Origin of the sequence: Pseudomonas sp. FEN, from assembly GCF_904067045.1 — a bacterium.
Lineage (GTDB): Bacteria > Pseudomonadota > Gammaproteobacteria > Pseudomonadales > Pseudomonadaceae > Aquipseudomonas.
The window spans coordinates 136,594-154,224 of record NZ_CAJFDC010000014.1 but is presented as its reverse complement, the minus strand read 5'-3'; the positions used below and the strand labels follow the sequence as shown (position 1 = coordinate 154,224).

Sequence of the window (17,631 nt, the reverse complement as noted above, 5' to 3'; positions counted from 1 at the left end):
TTTCAACAAATGGAAATTTTATTTCGATATCAGGACAGAAAGCCGCCGTCCACGTTCAGTGCCACCCCGGTGGTGTAGCTCGATGCTTCACTGGCCAGGTACAGCACGGCTCCGGCCATTTCGCTTGGCGCGGCGACCCGCTTGAGGGGAATCTGTTGCAGGGCGGTCTTGAGAATCGCTTCGTTGCCAACCAGCGCCGAGGCGAACTTGGTGTCGGTCAGGCCGGGCAGCAGGGCGTTGCAACGAATACCGAATTGCGCGCATTCCTTGGCGAAGACCTTGGTCATATTGATTACCGCTGCCTTGGTCACCGAGTAGATGCCCTGGAAAATACCCGGGGAGATGCCGTTGATCGAGGCAACGTTGATGATGCTGCCCCCCCCGTGCTCACGCATCAGCTTGCCGGCTTCCACCGACATGAAGAAGTAGCCGCGGATATTCACGTCGACGGTTTTCTGGAAAGCGCCGAGGTCGGTGTCCAGCACGTTGCAGAACTGCGGGTTGGTGGCCGCGTTGTTGACCAGGATATCCAGGCGTCCGAACTGCTCGCGGATGCCGGCGAAGACCTGGCTGATCTGCTCCATTTCGCCGATATGACAGGCGATGGCGGTGGCTTTGCCGCCTTCGGCGATGATGGCATCGGCGACATGCTGGCAACCTTCAAGCTTGCGGCTCGAAACAATCACATGGGCGCCTTGCTGGGCCAGCAGCTTGGCAATGGCTTCGCCGATGCCACGGCTGGCACCGGAAACAAAGGCGATCTTGCCGTCGAGGTCGAACAACTGGGTCTTGGACATGGTTATTTTCCTTGTTTTAGTCGCGGTCAGAGACGGGATGCGTGGATGACTTGCAGGCTCATCTGCTCCAGCAGCTTGTTCATCTGAATGAACTGTGCAAAGCGTTTGTCCTGGGTCTGGCCGTGGAAGAAGCGGTAGTAGATCTGCTGCACGATGCCGGCCAGGCGGAACAGGCCGTAGGTGTAGTAGAAGTCGAAGTTGTCGATGGCGATCCCCGAGCGTTCGGCGTAGTAGTCGACGAATTGGCGGCGGGTCAGCATGCCAGGAGCATGGCTTGGCTGGCGGCGCATCAGTTGGACCGGAGCCGGGTCGCCAGCCTCGATCCAGTAGGCCAGGGTGTTGCCCAGGTCCATCAACGGGTTGCCGATGGTGGTCAGCTCCCAGTCGAGCACGCCGATGATCTGCATCGGGTTGTCAGGGTCGAGGATCACATTGTCGAAGCGGTAGTCGTTGTGCACGATGCTCGAGGTCGGATGATCGGCGGGCATCTTGTCGTTGAGCCAGGCTCGCACCGCTTCCCAGCTTGGCGCATCGGGAGTCAGGGCTTTTTCATAGCGCTCGCTCCAGCCACGGATCTGGCGCACGACGTAGCCTTCCGGCTTGCCGAGGTCGGCCAGGCCGCAGGCGGTATAGTCGACCTGGTGCAGTTCCACCAGCCGGTCGATGAAGCTCTTGCACAGGGTTTCGGTTTGCCCGGCATCCAGGCCCAGCTCCGCGGGTAGCTCGGAGCGCAGGATAATGCCTTCGACCCGTTGCATTACATAGAATTCGGAGCCGATCAGCGATTCGTCGGTGCAGTGCACGTAGGCCTTGGGGCAGTAGGGGAAACCGTCCTTGAGCTGGTTGAGGATACGGAACTCGCGGCCCATGTCGTGGGCGGACTTGGCCTTGTGGCCGAACGGTGGGCGACGCAGGACGAACTCCTGCTCCGGGTAACGGATCAGGTAGGTCAGGTTCGAGGCGCCGCCGGGAAACTGGCTGATCTCCGGCAGGCCGTGCAGGCCTGGAATGTGTGCCTTGAGGTACGGATCGATCAGGCCGACATCAAGCTCTTCGCCGGCACGGATACGGGTGGACTGGTCAGTAAGCGCCATGCTTATCCCTTCTGCTTATTCTGGAGGCCAGAGATTATTGGCTAATCTAATGCTCACCCTGTCGGCCCACAAGCACGCGGCGGTCTTATAGGTCGGCGTGTTGCAGGGTGATCAGCGTTCCTGATGCGCGAGCAGGAATCCAGAATAGTCGAAAAGCCTGGTCTGGATCAGACCGGGCAGTTCTGTCGGAGAGAGGGCTGGAGGTGTGGCTCAGAGACTCTCGTCAAGGAATTGCACGACTGTGCCCATGCAGGCCTGACGCTCTTCGACATGGGGCATGTGGCTGGAGTCTTCGAACAGCGCCCAGCGTGCGCCGGCGATCTTCTCGACGTAGGGTTTGACCACCGCCTCGGTCGCTTCATCGTGGCGTCCGGAGATCACCAGGGTCGGTACCTTGATCCGATCCAGGCGGTCGATGATGCTCCAGTCTTTCAATGAACCGATGACATGGAATTCCGTCGGACCGCTCATGGTGTGGTAGACGGTCGGGTCCGCATCGACCTGGGTGAAGGTGCGGGCGACTTCTTCCGGCCAGGGATTGATGCGGCAGACATGGCGGTCGTAGAACACCCGTGACGCTGCGACGTATTCCGGATGCTGGTAGGTCCCGGCCTTCTCGTGCTTGAGCAAGGCCTGCTGGACGCCGGCCGGCAGTTGCTCGCGCAGGCGGTTGGCTTCGCTGACCCAGGTGCGCATGCACGAGGGCGAGTTGGCGAGGATCAACGCCTTGAGTCCCGCCGGCTGGCGCACCGCGTGTTCGCTGGCGAGCATGCCGCCCCAGGACTGGCCAAGCAGCACGTAGTGCTGGCGGATGTCGAGGTGATCGAGCAGGTTGTCGAGCTCGGCAAGGAACAGCTCAACCGTCCAGAAGGACGGATCCTGGTGCGGCAGGTGGGTGGACTTGCCATTGCCCAACTGATCGTAGTGCACCACCGCGTGGCCGCTGGCGGCGATGTCCTTGAAGGCGTCGACATAATCATGGGTACAGCCCGGCCCGCCGTGGAGGATTATCAGCGGTGTACGACCGTTGGCCAGGTCGCCGGTAACACGGTACCAGGTCTGGTAGGGGCCGAAGTTCGCAAACCCTTCACGCATTTTGTTGAATTCCATTTCACCAAACTCCCTGAGTGCACGATTCAGGGCACGATAGCGAAATGGGCTCGCCGACATAACTAGTCGAATTGATAGGTTTTTGCCGGTTCAGCTATCGAGCAGCCGGTAGTGTGTGGCCCGCAGCACCGCCTGCACGCGGTTTTTCGCCCCTAACTTGTGCATGGCGGAGGTCAGGTGCAAGGTCACGGTGGCCAGCGAGCGGTGCAACTGCTCGGCGATTTCCTTTGCGGTCAGGCCCTCGGCCGCCCAGCGCAGGCATTCGCGTTCACGCCGGGTCAGGCGGATATGTGGGTAGGCGCGAATTTCCGGGCCGAACAACGGGTAGGCGGCGGCCTGTACCGCGTGGGAAATGACGCTGAAATCCGTCAGGGTTTGCTCTGCATCCTTCAGGACATGTTTACCGTTGCCGGTACGCAGCCCGGTCAACGAGGCGAATCCACCCTTGGGCAGGTGGATCGGCACGCTGACGCCGCAGGTCATCTGCCGTTCCTGCAGGTAGCTGGTTACCGGGGAATGGCGCTGGTCGATGACCTTTTGCAAGGCGGTCTCGGCCTTGGGTTGATAGGACCAGACAAACGCCGAGACGGTGTTCAGGGCCAGGTATTGCACGGGGTCTATCTGGTAGAAGCCTTGTTCGCACCAGAGCGAATGCCAGTCCGACGGGGTGTTGCGGACCTTGAGCAGCGAGGGGGTGATCATGCTGCCATCATGGTCCAGCGGCACCGGTGTGTAGTCGTACACCAAGGCATCGAACCCCAGCGCGCCCGCGAGGATCAGCGCGCTATCCATGATCTCATCCATATTGTTACCGGATAAGCTGCGGGTATCGACTTCAGAGAATTTGACCTGCATCCTTTCTTCTCCTGTCCTGAATAAATTTCAATCCTGAAATCAAGCAAGTAGAATGCCACGCCTGGGCGAGGGAGAGCCAGGCCAAACCTATAAGAAATGCTAGCTTATGGGCGCGAAAATTCCCCGCTAGGGTGAAGCCGACAGGCTACAAACGCCTGCAACAGGGAGAGTGGCGATGTGGTATGAGCTGGAACCGGATCAACGTTATACCCTCGAGGTCAACGGGCACAGTATAGCGGTCTACAGTTTCGGCGGCGGCGAGGAAGTGCTGTTGTGCCTCAATGGCGGCCCCGGGCTGCCGTGTGACTACCTGCGCGACGCCCACGCCTGGCTGAAGGACAAAGGCCTGCGAGTGGTGGCATTCGACCAGTTGGGTACCGGCGCTTCCGACCGACCGACCGATCCGGCGCTGTGGGACATCACCCGCTACGTCGCCGAAGTGGAGCACGTACGCCAGGCGCTGGAACTGGGGCGCGTGCATATGCTCGGCCACTCCTGGGGCGGCTGGCTGGCCATCGAGTATGCGATCCATCATCCGCGGCAGCTCAAGACCCTGATACTGGAAAACACCGTCGGGGATATCCCGCACCTGACCCAGGAGCTGGAGCGTCTGCGCGCGGCACTGGGCAGCGAGACCGTGGCGATGATGCAGCGCCATGAAGCCCAGGGCACCCTCGACCATCCGCAGTACCAGGCGGCGATCACCTTGCTCAATTATCGGCATGTGTGCCGTCTCGATGAATGGCCGGCACCGCTCAAGCGTTCGCTGGACGACTGGAACATGGGGCCATACGAGGCCATGCAGGGCCCCAACGAGTTCCTCTATGTCGGCAACCTCAAGGACTGGAACCGCATCGAGCAGATGGCGGCCTTCGAGATGCCGGTCCTGATCACGACCGGCCAGCACGACGGACTGACCCCGGCCTGCGCCTATCGGATGAAGCGCGCGCTCAAGGATGTCGAGCTGCATGTGTTTCCCAACAGCAGCCATATGCCATTCTACGAAGAGCCCGAGGCTTACTTCCCGGTCCTGCTCGACTTCCTGCGGCGCCATCGGGGGGCGGCATGAATCTGCGGCGCTACCGGTTTATCCTGAGCAGGCCGCTGCAATTGCTGCCGGTGTTGTTCGGTATCAGCCTGGTGACGTTCATCCTGATCCGCTCGATTCCCGGCGATCCGGCACGGGCGCTGCTGGGCTCGCGGAGCACGCCGCAGGCCCTGGCCAATGTCCGTGCGCAGTTCGGTCTCGACCAGCCATTGCCGATGCAGTATTTCTATTTCCTGAAAAACCTGCTGCGGGGCGATCTCGGACAATCGATCCAGTACCGGGTCGATACGCTGAAACTGATCGCCACCCGCATCGAGCCGACGCTGAGCCTGGTCCTGGGCAGCGTCCTGCTGGCGCTGCTGATCGCGATCCCCCTGGCGACCCTGGCCGCCCGCCACAAGGGCGGCTGGGTCGATAACCTGGTGCGGGTCTTCACCACCAGTGGCCTGGGGGTGCCGGCATTCTGGCTGGGAATCATGCTGATCCTGGTGTTCAGTGTGCAGTTGGGCTGGTTTCCGGTCACCGGCTACGGCCACACCTGGCTGGACAAGCTGCATCACCTGGCGCTGCCGTGCCTGACCATTGCCCTGGCCCTGTCCTCGGTGCTGATCCGCAACCTGCGGGCGAGCATGCTGGTGGAGTTGCAGGCCGATCACGTCACCGCCGCCCGGGCGCGGGGCTTGTCGGAGACGGCGATCCTGCGTCGGCATGTGCTGCCCAATTCCCTGGTGCCCACGGTCAATCTGCTGGCAGTGAATATCGGCTGGTTGATCAGCAGCACGGTGGTGATCGAAAGTCTGTTTGCAATTCCGGGAATCGGCCAGTTGCTGGTACGCGGCATCTTCGGTCGCGATTACATGGTGGTGCAGGGCGTGGCGATGGTGCTGGCGCTGGCGACGGTGGCGGTGAATTTCCTCGCCGATGTGGCCACGGTGGCGATCGATCCACGGGTGAATGTCCGATGAGCCGTGCCCAAGTAATGGTGGCACGGGGCAATGTCTTGAGCCTGCGGCTGCAAAACGGTCGGCTGGCGATGTCTCTCGGGCTGGCGATTCTCGGCGGCTGGCTGTTGCTGGCGCTGTTCGCGCCGTGGATCGCGCCCTACGATCCGATTCTGCAAAATATCGATGTACGCTTGCTGGCGCCCAGCGCGGCCCATCCGTTCGGTACCGATCATTTTGGCCGGGACGTGCTGTCGCGGGTGATCTGGGGCGCCCGGGTCGATCTGCAACTGTCGGTGCTGGGGGTGATTTTCCCGTTCCTGATCGGCACCGTGGTCGGCGCCTTGTCCGGTTATATCGGCGGGCGCTTCGACACGGTCTGCATGCGCTTGATCGACATCGTGCTGGCCTTTCCGTTCCTGGTGCTGATGCTGGCGATCATGGCGATTCTCGGTCCCGGCCTGAGCAGCTTCTATATCGCCATGGCCCTGGTCGGCTGGGTGTCCTATGCGCGGCTGATTCGCGCGCAGATCCTGGTGCTCAAGGAAAGCGATTTCGCCCTGGCGGCGAAGAGCCTCGGTTTTGGCCATGGACGCATTCTGTTCCGGCACCTGCTGCCCAACGCGTTGTTCGGCTCGGTGGTGTTTTCCATGTCCGATGCGGTGTTGGTGCTGCTCAACGGCGCGGCGGTGAGTTACCTGGGGCTGGGCGTACAGCCGCCGACGGCGGAGTGGGGCACCATGGTGGCCGAAGGGCAAAGCCTGATTACCAGTGCCTGGTGGATCTGCACCTTCCCGGGCATCGCCATCGTGACCTTGGCCATGGGCTTCAGCCTGTTGGCCGATGGCGTCGCCGAAGCCATGGGGGAGCGCACATGAGTTCGCCGGTACTGCAAGTCCGGGAGCTGAGTGTGCTGGCCCATAATGGCCCGACCCCGCTGACGCTGGTGGATCGCTTGTCCTTCGATCTGGCGCAAGGCGAAATCCTCGGGCTGGTCGGCGAAAGCGGTTCGGGCAAGACCCTGGCCTGTCGGGCATTGATGCGGCTGTTGCCGTCCAACGCGCTCAGCATCGAGGGCACGGCCGTGCATCTGGCCGGGCAAAACCTGCTGGCGCTGGGTGAAGCCGACATGCGCGCGATGCGTGGGCGACAGATTGGCATGGTGTTCCAGAACCCCAGCAGCCACCTCGATCCGTTGATGCGTATCGGCGAGCAGATCGGCGAAGGTATTCGCCAGCATCAGCAGTGCACGCGTCGTGAAGCGCGAGCCCAGGCCATCGAAGTCCTGCGGCAGGTGGGGATTCCCGATCCGCAGCAGCGCGTCGACCACTTTGCCCACGAATTTTCCGGCGGCATGCGCCAACGGGCGATGATCGCCGTGGCCCTCGGCTGTGAGCCCAGGGTACTGATCGCCGACGAACCGACCACCGCTCTCGACGTGACGGTGCAGGCACAGATCCTGCGCCTGCTGCTGGAGCTGCGGGATCGGCGCGGGCTGTCACTGATCCTGATCACCCATGACCTGGGGGTCGTTGCCCAGACCTGCGACTCGATCGCCGTGATGTATGCCGGCCGCTTGTGCGAGCACGGGCGCAAGCGCGATCTCCTGGCCCGGCCACGTCATCCGTACAGCGCCGGGCTGGTGGCGTGTCAGCCGGCCGGCGGCGCGGGCCTGGAACCGTTGCGCACCATCGGCGGACAGCCGCCGTTGCTCAGTGCCTTGCCGACGGGCTGTCGTTTCAATCCGCGCTGCGAGTACCTGGGGCCGGGTTGCCGTGAGGTCATGCCTGACTTGCAGGCTGTCGAGCACGGACAGCGCGTGGCCTGTCACTACCCGTTGGCGCTCGGAGGTCAGCCATGAGCCTGCTTGAAGTCAAGGACCTGCAGGTGCGTTTTGCCGCCCAGGGCAGCGGTTTGCTGGGCATGAACCGACAATGGGTCAAGGCGGTCAACGGCGTCTCCCTGAGCCTGGCCGCGGGGGAAACCCTGGGACTGGTCGGGGAGTCGGGCAGCGGTAAAAGCAGCTTTGGCCGGGCCATCCTGCGGCTCAATGATATCGCCGCCGGCCAGGTGCTGTTCGACGGCGTGGATGTCACTCAAGGCGCGGGCGTCCGCCTTGAATGCCTGCGCCGCGAAACCGCGATGATCTTCCAGGATCCCTATGCCGCGCTCAATCCGCGCCTGAGCATCGGTGAAACCATCGCCGAAGTCCTGCGGGTGCAACGCAAGGTGGCCGAGCGGGAGATTCCGGCCCGGGTCGAGGAACTGCTGACGCTGGTCGGGTTGCGACCGGAACTGGCCGGGCGCAAGCCGGGCAGCCTCAGCGGCGGACAATGCCAGCGCGTGGGCATCGCCCGGGCCCTGGCGGTGGAGCCCCGGTTGATTGTCGCCGACGAGTGCGTGGCGGCGTTGGACGTGTCGATCCAGGGGCAAATCATCAACCTGTTGCTGGAGTTGCGCCAGCGCCTGAACCTGTCGATCCTGTTTATCGCCCACGACCTGGCCATTGTCCGGCGCCTGTGTGATCGCGTGGCGGTGATGTACCTGGGGCAGATCGTCGAGGAAGGCAGCGTCGAGGCGGTCTTCAGCGCGCCGCGTCATCCCTATACGGCAGCGCTGATCAACTCGATTCCCGATATCGATCCCGATCGCCGGCTGCCGACCGACCCCTTGCCCGGCGAACCGCCGAGCCCATTGAACGCCCCGAGCGGCTGCGCCTTTCACCCGCGCTGCCGTCTCGCCCGGCCAGGCTGTGCCGAAACGGCACCGCCGACCCGCTATCTCGAACACCAGCGTTACAGCTGTGTGCTCGAAGAACCGCTGTCGCAAACCCTAAACCCACCATCGATTAACAGGGAGTTATACGCATGAGATCCAGGCATTTTAAACTGTTGAGCGCGGCCACCCTGGCCGTTTGCTCGTTGGCGGCAGGCGTGGCACAGGCCGCGGGCGTGCTGACCATCGGTTGCCGGGAAGACAGCACCACCTTCGACCCGATCAAGAGTGCACAGAACCGCGATACCTGGGTGTTCGCCAACGTCTACGACACCCTGGTGCGCGTCGACAAAGCCGGCACCCAACTGGAGCCGGGGCTGGCGCAAAGCTGGACGACCTCGCCCGACGGCCTGACCTACACCTTCAAGCTGCGTGCGGCGAAGTTCTCCGACGGTTCGCCGATCACCGCCAGCGATGCCGCCTTCAGCCTGTTGCGCATCCGTGACAACAAGGCGTCGTTGTGGAGCGACTCCTATAAGCTGATCGACAAGGCCGAGGCCAAGGATCCGCAAACCCTGGTGGTCACCCTGAAGACGCCGTCGGTACCATTCGTTTCGCAGTTGGCTTCGCCGACCGCCTCGGTGCTGTCGGAAAAGGCTATCGAGAAAATGGGTGAGGATGCCTACGCCGAGAAACCAGTGGTATCGGGGGCCTTTACCGTCAAGGAGTGGATTCGCGGCGATCGCGTGGTCCTGGAGAAGAATCCGGACTTCTGGCAGGCCGGCAACGTCAGCCTGGACGGCGTGGAGTGGATCTCCATTCCGGATGACAATACCCGGATGCTCAAAGTCCAGGCCGGCGAGTTGGACACGGCGATTTTCGTTCCGTTCTCGCGGGTCGACGCGCTGCAAAAAGACGCGAACCTGGTGGTCCATCTGGACCCCTCGACCCGCGAAGACCACCTGCTGATCAACCATGCCCATGGCGAGTTGGCCAAGCCGCAAGTGCGCCAGGCCCTGGATTATGCCATCGACAAGAAGTCGCTGGTGGACACCGTGACCTTCGGCAAGGGCGTTGTCGCCTATTCCTACATTCCCAAGGGTGGCCAATACCACTACGCGGACAACCTGCAGCGCCCTTACGATCCGGAAAAAGCCAAGAAGCTGTTGGCCGAAGCCGGGGTTTCGAACCTGAAGCTGAACTATGTGGTCAACGCCGGCAACGAAGCGGACGAGCAGATCGCCGTGATGGTCCAGCAGCAACTGGCGAAAGTCGGGGTCACCGCCAACCTGCAGAAGGTCGATCCGACCCAGAGCTGGCAGATGCTGATCGACGGCGCCTATGACCTGTCGGTGATGTACTGGACCAACGACATTCTCGACGCTGACCAGAAAACCACCTTTGTCCTGGGCCACGATACCAACAACAACTACATGACCGGCTACCGGAATGAGAAGGTCAAGGCGTTGGTGGCGGCCGCCCGGATTGAAAGCGATCCGGCCAAGCGCAAGCAGATGTACATCGACCTGCAGAAGATGGCCAAGGCCGATGTCAACTGGATCGACTTGTACTACAGCCCATACATCAATATCTCGCGCAAGAATATCGAGCACTTCCAGCAGAACCCGCTGGGCCGTTTCTCACTGGAAGAGACGGTGAAGAAGGATGACAAGGTTGCCAAGAACTGACCGGCGATCGGGTCTGTAGAAATGCAAAAGCCAGGGAAATCCCTGGCTTTTTGCATGTGCGTCAGATCAACCGGCGCGGGTCTCAGCCCGGGAACAGCTCGCTGAGCTTCATCGACAGCATCATGTCGCCTTCGACGCGCAGCTTGCCGCCCATGAACGCCTGCATGCCGTCGGTCTCGCCGCTGACGATGCCATCCAGGGTTTCGCTGTCCATCACCAGGGTCACTTGTGCATCCGGGTTCTCGCCTTCCGCCAGCTCGCAGGTGCTGTTCTTGATGATCAGGGAGAAGTTCTTGGTGTCGTCGATACGGAAACCAAACACCAGATCCAGGCCGGTAGCAGCGGCTGGGTTGAATTTGGCTTTCATTGCTTGTACGGCATCGGCTACGGAAGTCATGGTTCGATCCTTTTATGGGTGATTACAGCGACCCCAAGGGTCACGGTTGACCGGTTCTCAACGGAAGGTGATGAGCTCCGGTGCCTTCATCAGTTGCAGGTGCGTTTGACTGTTGAAGGATGCCAGGGCCACCTCGCGACCGCGAAACTTGAGTTGATTGAGCGAGGTGTTGACGATCTGCCAGTTCAGCTCGAAGGCTTCCCTGGCCGGAATCCGGGTGATCAGGTGGAGCAGGGCGGTGATGGTCCCGCCGGAGGTGAATACGGCGATTTTCTGGCTGTTGTCCGCTTGTTCGAGAATCCGCAACAACCCGCTCTCGACCCGGGCGACGAAGCCCAGCCAGCTTTCCAGCTCCGGGGTGTCGTGGTTGCCGCGTAGCCAGCGCTCGATGATCAGGGCGAACAGACGCTGGAACTCGGTACGGTTCTGCGCGGCGTTGCGCAGGATGTGCAGGGCTTCGGGTTCCTCCGGTAGCAAGCCGGGTAACAGCGCGCGGATCACCGCGTCGGCATCGAACTCGTTGAAGGCCGTATCGGTCTCCAATTCAGGAACCGACAGGCCAGCGGCGCTGCACTGCTGCAGGGCGGTGCGGGCAGTATGCTGCTGGCGCCGCAGGTCGCCGGCCAGGCAGCGGTCGAAGTTCAGGCCCAGGTCGGCCAGGTGCTGGCCCAGGACTTCGGCCTGGCGAATACCGATCGGCGAGAGGACGTCGTAGTCGTCCGCACCGAAAGAGGCCTGGCCATGTCGAATCAGATAAATGCTGCCCACGTCCGCGTCGTCCCGCTGCGTTGAAGGTCTGGCGAGGTTATGGGGATGCCGGAAGCCTGTCAATAAAAAAACATACGCTCGTTTGAAATGTTTGTTAGAGACACAATTCAGACGGTGCCACAACTGGTCGCAGGGCCGCACCGACGGTATGCTTGATTGGTAGTGAGTCCCCACAGCCGGGGGCCGCCTGGTTTTGTAAGGAGTCACCGTGGAGTTTGTCGCCGAGTACGCAAGTTTTCTGGCTAAAACCGTTACCCTCGTCGTTGCCATTATTGTGGTCCTGGTGACCGCCGCCGCACTGCGCAGCAAAGCTCGGCGCAAGTCGCCGGGGCAGTTGCAGGTCAGCAAGCTCAACGATTTCTACAAGGGCCTGCGCGAGCGCCTGGAGCAGAGCCTGCTCGACAAGGACCAGCTCAAGGCCTTGCGCAAGCAACAGGTCAAGAGCGAGAAAAAACACAAGAAGCAGCCAGAGAGCAAAGCGCGGGTGTTCGTGCTGGATTTCGATGGCGATATCAAGGCTTCGGCCACTGAAAGCCTGCGCCATGAGATTACCGCTCTGCTCAGCCTGGCCACGCCCAAGGACGAAGTGGTGCTGCGCCTGGAAAGCGGTGGCGGCATGGTCCACAGCTATGGCCTGGCTTCGTCGCAACTGGCGCGTATCCGTCAGGCCGGCGTGCCGCTGACCGTGTGCATCGACAAGGTCGCGGCCAGTGGCGGCTACATGATGGCCTGCATCGGCGACAAGATCATCAGCGCGCCCTTTGCCATTCTCGGCTCCATCGGTGTGGTGGCGCAGTTGCCCAATGTCAACAAGTTGCTGAAGAAGCACGATATCGACTTCGAAGTGCTGACCGCCGGCGAATACAAGCGGACCTTGACCGTATTCGGCGAAAACACGGAAAAAGGCCGTGAGAAGTTTCAGCAGGACCTGGATATCACCCACCACCTGTTCAAGAACTTTGTCTCGCAGTATCGCCCGCAGCTGGCAATTGATGACGTGGCCACTGGTGAAATCTGGTTGGGGGTCGCCGCCCTGGACAAACAGTTGGTCGATGAACTGAAGACCAGCGATGAATATCTTGCCGAGCGCGCCAAGCAGGCCGAGTTGTTCCTCCTGCATTATGCCGAACGCAAAAGCCTGCAGGAGCGGGTCGGACTGGCTGCCAGCAGCTCGCTGGACCGGGTGTTGCTCAGTTGGTGGAGTCGCCTGACCCAGCAACGCTTCTGGTAAGTCGTGACCCTGATGGTTTCTGTTGCTGGCCACGCATGGAAACCATCCTGCCCTCAATAAGTACGCCCTCTCCCTGGCAAGCGCTCAATAAGCTGGAATCTCTAATGGATATCCAGGTTGATTGCCATGCAAGCAACACCAGTCATTGAGCAAAGTCCCGCCTCTGTCGAGGCGGGCATTCATTTCGATACGATCAAGCAGAAGATTCCCCATTGGCTCTACCGGGCCGCCCCAGAAATGCGCCTGCTGTTTCGTGAGCATCTGCTGGCCCTGGAAACATCGCGACATGAAGTCCGGCGGGTCATGGCGCAGCTCCAGAAGATCGATGTGTTCTGTCTGCCACGTTTGCTCCTGGCACTGGAAAAACACAACGATGGCGAGCAGGACTGGCAACGTGCCCGGTTTGCCAGGATTGATGCGACTTACCTGTCCAGTATCTTCGAGGACAAGCTCTACACCTTCATTCAGAGCCAAACGTTGCTGGAGGCGGCGCTGCAGAACTTCGAAGCCAGCGAGGCCGAGCCGGGGGCGCTGGAAGGCAAGGCCACGGTCCAGTTTCCCGGACGCGCTCCTGGCTCCCAGGCATCCCTTACCCCGGAAGACTTTGCCCGGCTCTGTCGAACACTGGATCTGGGGCGTTTGTACCAGGCGCATGTCGACAGCGTTTTCAATCCCTCCAGTCAGTCGCCTGGCAACCGAGCTTCGTCGGTAAAAGCGCTCTTTGCCGATTATGACAAACAGGCGCTGGCGGTGACCGCCGATATCGCCTACATGAAGGGGCAGATTGCCCTGGCGGTCTATGATCTGCTGATGGCATTGCTCAAGGGCGAAACGGGCTTGAAGCTCGCTGGAGAACTCGTCCATTGCAGCCGGATGAAGATGTTCGATATCGAGTTGAGCGGTGGATTGCTCATCGGGGCGAAACTCGAGGAGGGCTCGGCGTTACCCTGTATTGCCTACATTCCAGATGATCCGCGCAGCCCGTTGAAGCGCTACAGCCGCTTTGTCTTCTTCGAACATGATTTGACCCTGAAACTGCGGGATCCGTCCTACCAGGAATTCTTCAGCCGTTTCGTCCCCGAGGAACACCGGCTGCGGTTCTTTCGCAAACTGAATGCGAGTTTGCTTTCCCAGGATCGAAAGTGGCCGCCCGTACCGGCGATTTTCCAATACATCCCGTTAAGCGAAGCACCCGTCAAGGGCGATCTGTTCGAGAGCTTCCAGCAGCAACGCCACGCTCGGATCAAGGCGCATGCCCGGCAACTGGCAGTGCCCACGGCCGATGTCGACGCCCGGGTGCGTCAGGCGCGTCTGGACGCCTACCGCGAAGCCGGGCTGAATGTGCTGGCATTGGCCTTGTCGTTCGTGCCGGTGATCGGCGAGATCGTGATGGCGGCGGCGGTGGTGACATTGGTAGTGGAAACCTACGACGGGTTGCAGGCCTGGCAACTCGGAGAGAAACGCGAGGCCCTCGGTTACCTGATGGATGTGGCTGAAAGCGTCGCCTTGTTGGCGGCCGGGGCCGGGCTGGTAAAGGGCGGCGAGGGGCTGTCCAAGGCGCTGAAAACTCCTGCTTCAGTCGATGAGTTGATACCTGTCGAGGCCCTTGGAGGCCTGCGCCGATTGTGGAAGGTCGATCTGCTCCCCTATGAGCGCGCAGTCACCCTGCCAAACGAGCTTCAGCCTGATGAAATTGGGCTTTACCCGTTCGAGGACAAGCTTTATCTACCGATGGCGGGAAAGCTCTACGCGGTGAGGTACGACAAGGCCCGCTTGCAGTGGCAGATCGAACATCCTGGTGGCGGGGCGTTCCACGCCGTGCCGCTTCGGCACAATGGCGTCGGTACCTGGCAAACGACCTACGAGCGAGCGGCGCAGTGGCCCGTGGAGCAGCTGTGGCGGCGTCTGGGCCAGCCCGCGGCAGGGCTTGGCGCCCGCGTGCGACGCCAGCTCCACCAGCTCTGTGCCGGACAGGAGGGCGCCTTGCGTCAGGCCTTGGTGGATAATCAGCCACCCCCGGCGCTGCTGCTCGATACGCTCAAACGTTTCAGGATCGACCAGACCATCGACGATTTTATCCGCGAGGTGGCCGACGCCGGGTCACAAACGCTGGAGCAGGGCGATTTGCGCCTGCGGTTGTTGACGACGTTGCCCGGCTGGCCGCAAAGCCGGAGCATCCAGGTGGTCAATGCCTTGGGCGAGGTGATGGAGGAGTACGGTCAACGTAGTTCCGGGCAGTTTTCAGCGCTGCAGATCCTCGAGGCGCAACTCAAGAAGGGCGAGCTGCTCAAATCGACGCTGAATATGTTGAGCGAGTCGGAGCGCACTGAACTGCTGGGAGCGAACCTTGCGGATAACGGCGAGCGCGTTCGGCTATTGAATCAACGTCTCAGGCAATCGGCCGGACAGCGAAGACAATGGCTGTTCGAAACCTTGTATGCGGCCAGCGAAAAGACAGACGACCCCCGGGCAAAACGCATTCTCAAGGTATTCCCCGGATTGCCGAGCAGTGTCGCGCGGGAGTTGATCGCCCATGGCAGCAGTACCGAGCTCGAACTCTTGAGTGAGCAGGTTCCGCTACGTTTCTCGGAAGAAATCCGCTGGTACCTCAAGCAAGTGAAGCTCAACCGTGTGTGCGAAAGCTGGTATCTATCGGCCGCCGAGAGCGCCCAAGGGGATCGCCTGGCACTGCATACGCTTGGGCGATTGCCGGGTTGGCCGGCCAAGGACCTGCGCATTGAACTGCGTGAGCACCGATTTATCAGCGAGGCGATCAACACGGTCGGTGATCCAGACGCATCCACGCTTCGAGTCATTCTCAAGGACGGCCACCGCTACAAGACATTCGATCGCTCAGGGACGTTGCTGGATGGCGCGGATAATATTTTTGACGCGATGGTTCATGCGTTGCCAGAGTCAACGCGCAATGCCCTCGGATTCAATGACACAGAACCAGGTACCTGGTTGAAAGAGCAGATCATCGGCCAGATCACCCAAGCCCCCCATGCCGCCCAGCTCACGCTGGGTCTGGCGCCACTCAACCAGCGTTTCCGGCCACCGATGCGTCTGGCCTCGGGGCGGATGGGCTATCCGCTGAGCGATGTGGCCAGGGATATTGGCTATTCCGAGCGACTGACCCGCCGGGTGCATGGACTGTATCCGGGATTCACCCCGGAGGAGGCGAGCACTTTTCTCGCTTCGCTCAATCGTTCCGAATCGGCCAGCCTGGCTGAGCTCGAACGCTTGCGCGATGAATATGAAACCCTGTCCGCAACGCTGGATAACTGGGTACAACGGCAGACCTGGCGACGTGTACGTGGAACCTTGCAAGTGGCGCCATCGGCGCTCGACAACAAACAGCGGGTGGTGGACGCGATCCTGGCCTGCTGGAGAAGACAATCCAGCCGCAACCTGCTCGGCGGAAAGTATTTCTACGAACTGGATCTGCTGGGCATGCGCGTCGGTGACCTGCCACCGATCAATGCCGATTTCAGCCATGTGGGGTTTCTGTTCATGAACGACATGGCCCTGGCCAGCACGGAAGTGTCTTTCCTGGCCCACTTCACCCAACTTCGCTGGCTATCGCTGGGTTTCAACCATCTGAGCAGCCTGCCCAGGGAGCTGGCGCAGATGTCCGAACTGGTCCATCTGCACCTGCCGGGGAACCAGATCGTGCTGAACGCCCAGTCATCCGCCGTGCTGGCCCGGCTGACGAAGCTCAAGTTTCTGAATTTGTCGGATAACCCGCTGTTGTTGCCGCCAGACGTCAGCGGGATGAGCGGGCTGGAACATCTGCTGTTGCGCGATACCCACATTGAGTCCTGGCCCGCGGGACTCTCGGGACTGCATAACCTGCAGCGCGTGGACCTGCGCAACAATCAGATTGCGACGATTCCCGAGTCGGTCTACACCGCGCCACAAAGCATCAATAGAGTCACGCACCTTCACGACAATCCGGCGCTTTCGGTCGAGGGCGCGCGACGGTTGCAGCGCTACGAGCAGGAGAGCGGTATCAACTTCGGCATAGACACGCCGAACAGAAGGCGCATTCACGCTCCGCGCCGAACTCAGGCGCTCCAGGAGTGCGATCACTGGGTCGAGTCCCTGTCCGTCGAGCAAAGGGCGCAGAAAGAACAGCAATGGAAGCTTTTATCTCAGCAACAAGGTTGCGAGGATTTTTTCAAGTTGCTGGCGGATCTGAGTGTCACGGCCGAGTACCGTGAGGCGCGACAGGACTTGAGCTTGCGGGTCTGGCAGGTGCTGGACGCCGTCAGCCAATACAAGGATCTACGCGAAGATCTGTTTGTTTCGGCTTCCCACCCGCAGACGTGCTCCGATGGCGCGGAGTTGATCTTCAGCGATATGGAGGTCAAGGTCCTGGTCCATCAAGTCAGGGCCATGGCGGCGGGCACCGAGGCCACCACCGAGCGGGATCTGCTGAAGCTGACCCGGGGGCTTTGGCGTCTCGATGAAGTCGAGGCCTGTGCCCGTGAGGATATCGCAAGGCGACTGAAGCTGCCCGACGCGCCGCGGGTCGATCCGGTGGAGGTCAGGTTGGCCTATCGCATCGGCCTGACCGAACGACTCCAGCTACCGGGACAACCCAGGCACATGACGTTCAGCGAGTTGGCCCGGGTGACGCCGCAGGATCTGGAGGCGGCCTGCGCGAAGGTGATAGCGCGGGAAAAAACGGCGGCATATCCGCGGGCGCTGGTCAGTCGCGAGTTTTGGGCCGGTTATCTGAAAGACAGATATCCCTCGCGCTTCAGCGGGATCGATACGAAGTATCAGGCCGTCATGATGGAGCTGGATGCCCGGCGCAGCAACCGCCGTGGTGCCGATTGGCATGAGTTCATCGATATCGAGCTGGAGGCGCAGATGGGCGATCAGCTCAAAGCCTGGCGAGAGGAGCAGGCCAGGGAGCTTGAGGCGTTGACCCGGAAGGTCCTGGACAGCACTCCGGAGGAGGAACTGGAGTCCTGACGAG

General features: G+C 61.2%; 14 protein-coding genes. 8 read left to right on the top strand and 6 right to left on the bottom strand.

The features are described 5' to 3' along the window. Nucleotides 1–29: 29 nt before the first annotated feature. The 4 genes from PFEN_RS17125 to PFEN_RS17110 form a co-directional block, all read right to left on the bottom strand. On the bottom strand, nucleotides 30–797 hold the full coding sequence (locus PFEN_RS17125) for an SDR family oxidoreductase (protein ID WP_191488008.1): 768 nt from the start codon (nucleotides 795–797) through the stop codon (nucleotides 30–32). A 26-nt stretch (nucleotides 798–823) separates the two neighbouring features. Continuing rightward, complete coding sequence (locus tag PFEN_RS17120) at nucleotides 824–1,891, bottom strand: phosphotransferase family protein (RefSeq protein ID WP_191488007.1); 1,068 nt, start codon at nucleotides 1,889–1,891, stop codon at nucleotides 824–826. Between the two features lie 210 nt (nucleotides 1,892–2,101). Next, the gene (locus PFEN_RS17115) at nucleotides 2,102–3,001 is read right to left on the bottom strand and encodes a proline iminopeptidase-family hydrolase (protein WP_191488006.1); all 900 of its coding nucleotides are present in this window, start codon (nucleotides 2,999–3,001) and stop codon (nucleotides 2,102–2,104) included. A 90-nt stretch (nucleotides 3,002–3,091) separates the two neighbouring features. Further along, nucleotides 3,092–3,856, bottom strand: coding sequence for a LuxR family transcriptional regulator (locus tag PFEN_RS17110; protein ID WP_191488005.1), 765 nt, complete (start codon nucleotides 3,854–3,856; stop codon nucleotides 3,092–3,094). Between the two features lie 175 nt (nucleotides 3,857–4,031). Between PFEN_RS17110 and PFEN_RS17105 the strand changes: the two genes are divergently transcribed. Genes PFEN_RS17105 through PFEN_RS17080 form a run of 6 tightly spaced genes read left to right on the top strand, consistent with a single transcriptional unit; the run spans nucleotide 4,032 to nucleotide 10,248 of the window. Further along, on the top strand, nucleotides 4,032–4,925 hold the full coding sequence (locus PFEN_RS17105; protein WP_191488004.1) for a proline iminopeptidase-family hydrolase: 894 nt from the start codon (nucleotides 4,032–4,034) through the stop codon (nucleotides 4,923–4,925). Beyond that, nucleotides 4,922–5,869 (top strand): ABC transporter permease, encoded by a 948-nt coding sequence (locus PFEN_RS17100; protein ID WP_191488003.1) that lies wholly within the window; start codon nucleotides 4,922–4,924, stop codon nucleotides 5,867–5,869. The genes PFEN_RS17105 and PFEN_RS17100 overlap by 4 nt, the downstream gene beginning before the upstream one ends. Continuing rightward, the gene (locus PFEN_RS17095) at nucleotides 5,866–6,723 is read left to right on the top strand and encodes an ABC transporter permease (protein ID WP_191488002.1); all 858 of its coding nucleotides are present in this window, start codon (nucleotides 5,866–5,868) and stop codon (nucleotides 6,721–6,723) included. Before PFEN_RS17100 ends, PFEN_RS17095 begins: the two co-directional genes overlap by 4 nt. After that, nucleotides 6,720–7,706, top strand: a complete 987-nt coding sequence (locus PFEN_RS17090) for an ABC transporter ATP-binding protein (RefSeq protein WP_191488001.1) — start codon at nucleotides 6,720–6,722, stop codon at nucleotides 7,704–7,706. The genes PFEN_RS17095 and PFEN_RS17090 overlap by 4 nt, the downstream gene beginning before the upstream one ends. Then, nucleotides 7,703–8,716, top strand: coding sequence for an ABC transporter ATP-binding protein (locus PFEN_RS17085; RefSeq protein WP_191488000.1), 1,014 nt, complete (start codon nucleotides 7,703–7,705; stop codon nucleotides 8,714–8,716). The genes PFEN_RS17090 and PFEN_RS17085 overlap by 4 nt, the downstream gene beginning before the upstream one ends. After that, entirely contained in the window at nucleotides 8,713–10,248 is a 1,536-nt protein-coding gene (locus tag PFEN_RS17080) for an ABC transporter substrate-binding protein (RefSeq protein ID WP_191487999.1), read from the top strand. The genes PFEN_RS17085 and PFEN_RS17080 overlap by 4 nt, the downstream gene beginning before the upstream one ends. A gap of 82 nt (nucleotides 10,249–10,330) precedes the next feature. On the opposite strand, the gene PFEN_RS17075 is transcribed toward PFEN_RS17080, so the two are convergent. Together PFEN_RS17075 and PFEN_RS17070 are read right to left on the bottom strand one after the other, a co-directional pair. Further along, the gene (locus tag PFEN_RS17075) at nucleotides 10,331–10,645 is read right to left on the bottom strand and encodes an SCP2 sterol-binding domain-containing protein (RefSeq protein WP_191487998.1); all 315 of its coding nucleotides are present in this window, start codon (nucleotides 10,643–10,645) and stop codon (nucleotides 10,331–10,333) included. A gap of 57 nt (nucleotides 10,646–10,702) precedes the next feature. After that, nucleotides 10,703–11,413, bottom strand: a complete 711-nt coding sequence (locus tag PFEN_RS17070; protein ID WP_191487997.1) for a histidine phosphatase family protein — start codon at nucleotides 11,411–11,413, stop codon at nucleotides 10,703–10,705. A gap of 208 nt (nucleotides 11,414–11,621) precedes the next feature. On the opposite strand from PFEN_RS17070, the gene sohB reads away from it, so the two are divergent. Together sohB and PFEN_RS17060 are read left to right on the top strand one after the other, a co-directional pair. After that, a complete protein-coding gene (gene sohB, locus PFEN_RS17065; protein WP_191487996.1) occupies nucleotides 11,622–12,644 on the top strand; it encodes a protease SohB in 1,023 nt (340 codons plus the stop codon). A gap of 126 nt (nucleotides 12,645–12,770) precedes the next feature. Beyond that, entirely contained in the window at nucleotides 12,771–17,627 is a 4,857-nt protein-coding gene (locus tag PFEN_RS17060; RefSeq protein WP_191487995.1) for an NEL-type E3 ubiquitin ligase domain-containing protein, read from the top strand. Nucleotides 17,628–17,631 lie beyond the last annotated feature (4 nt).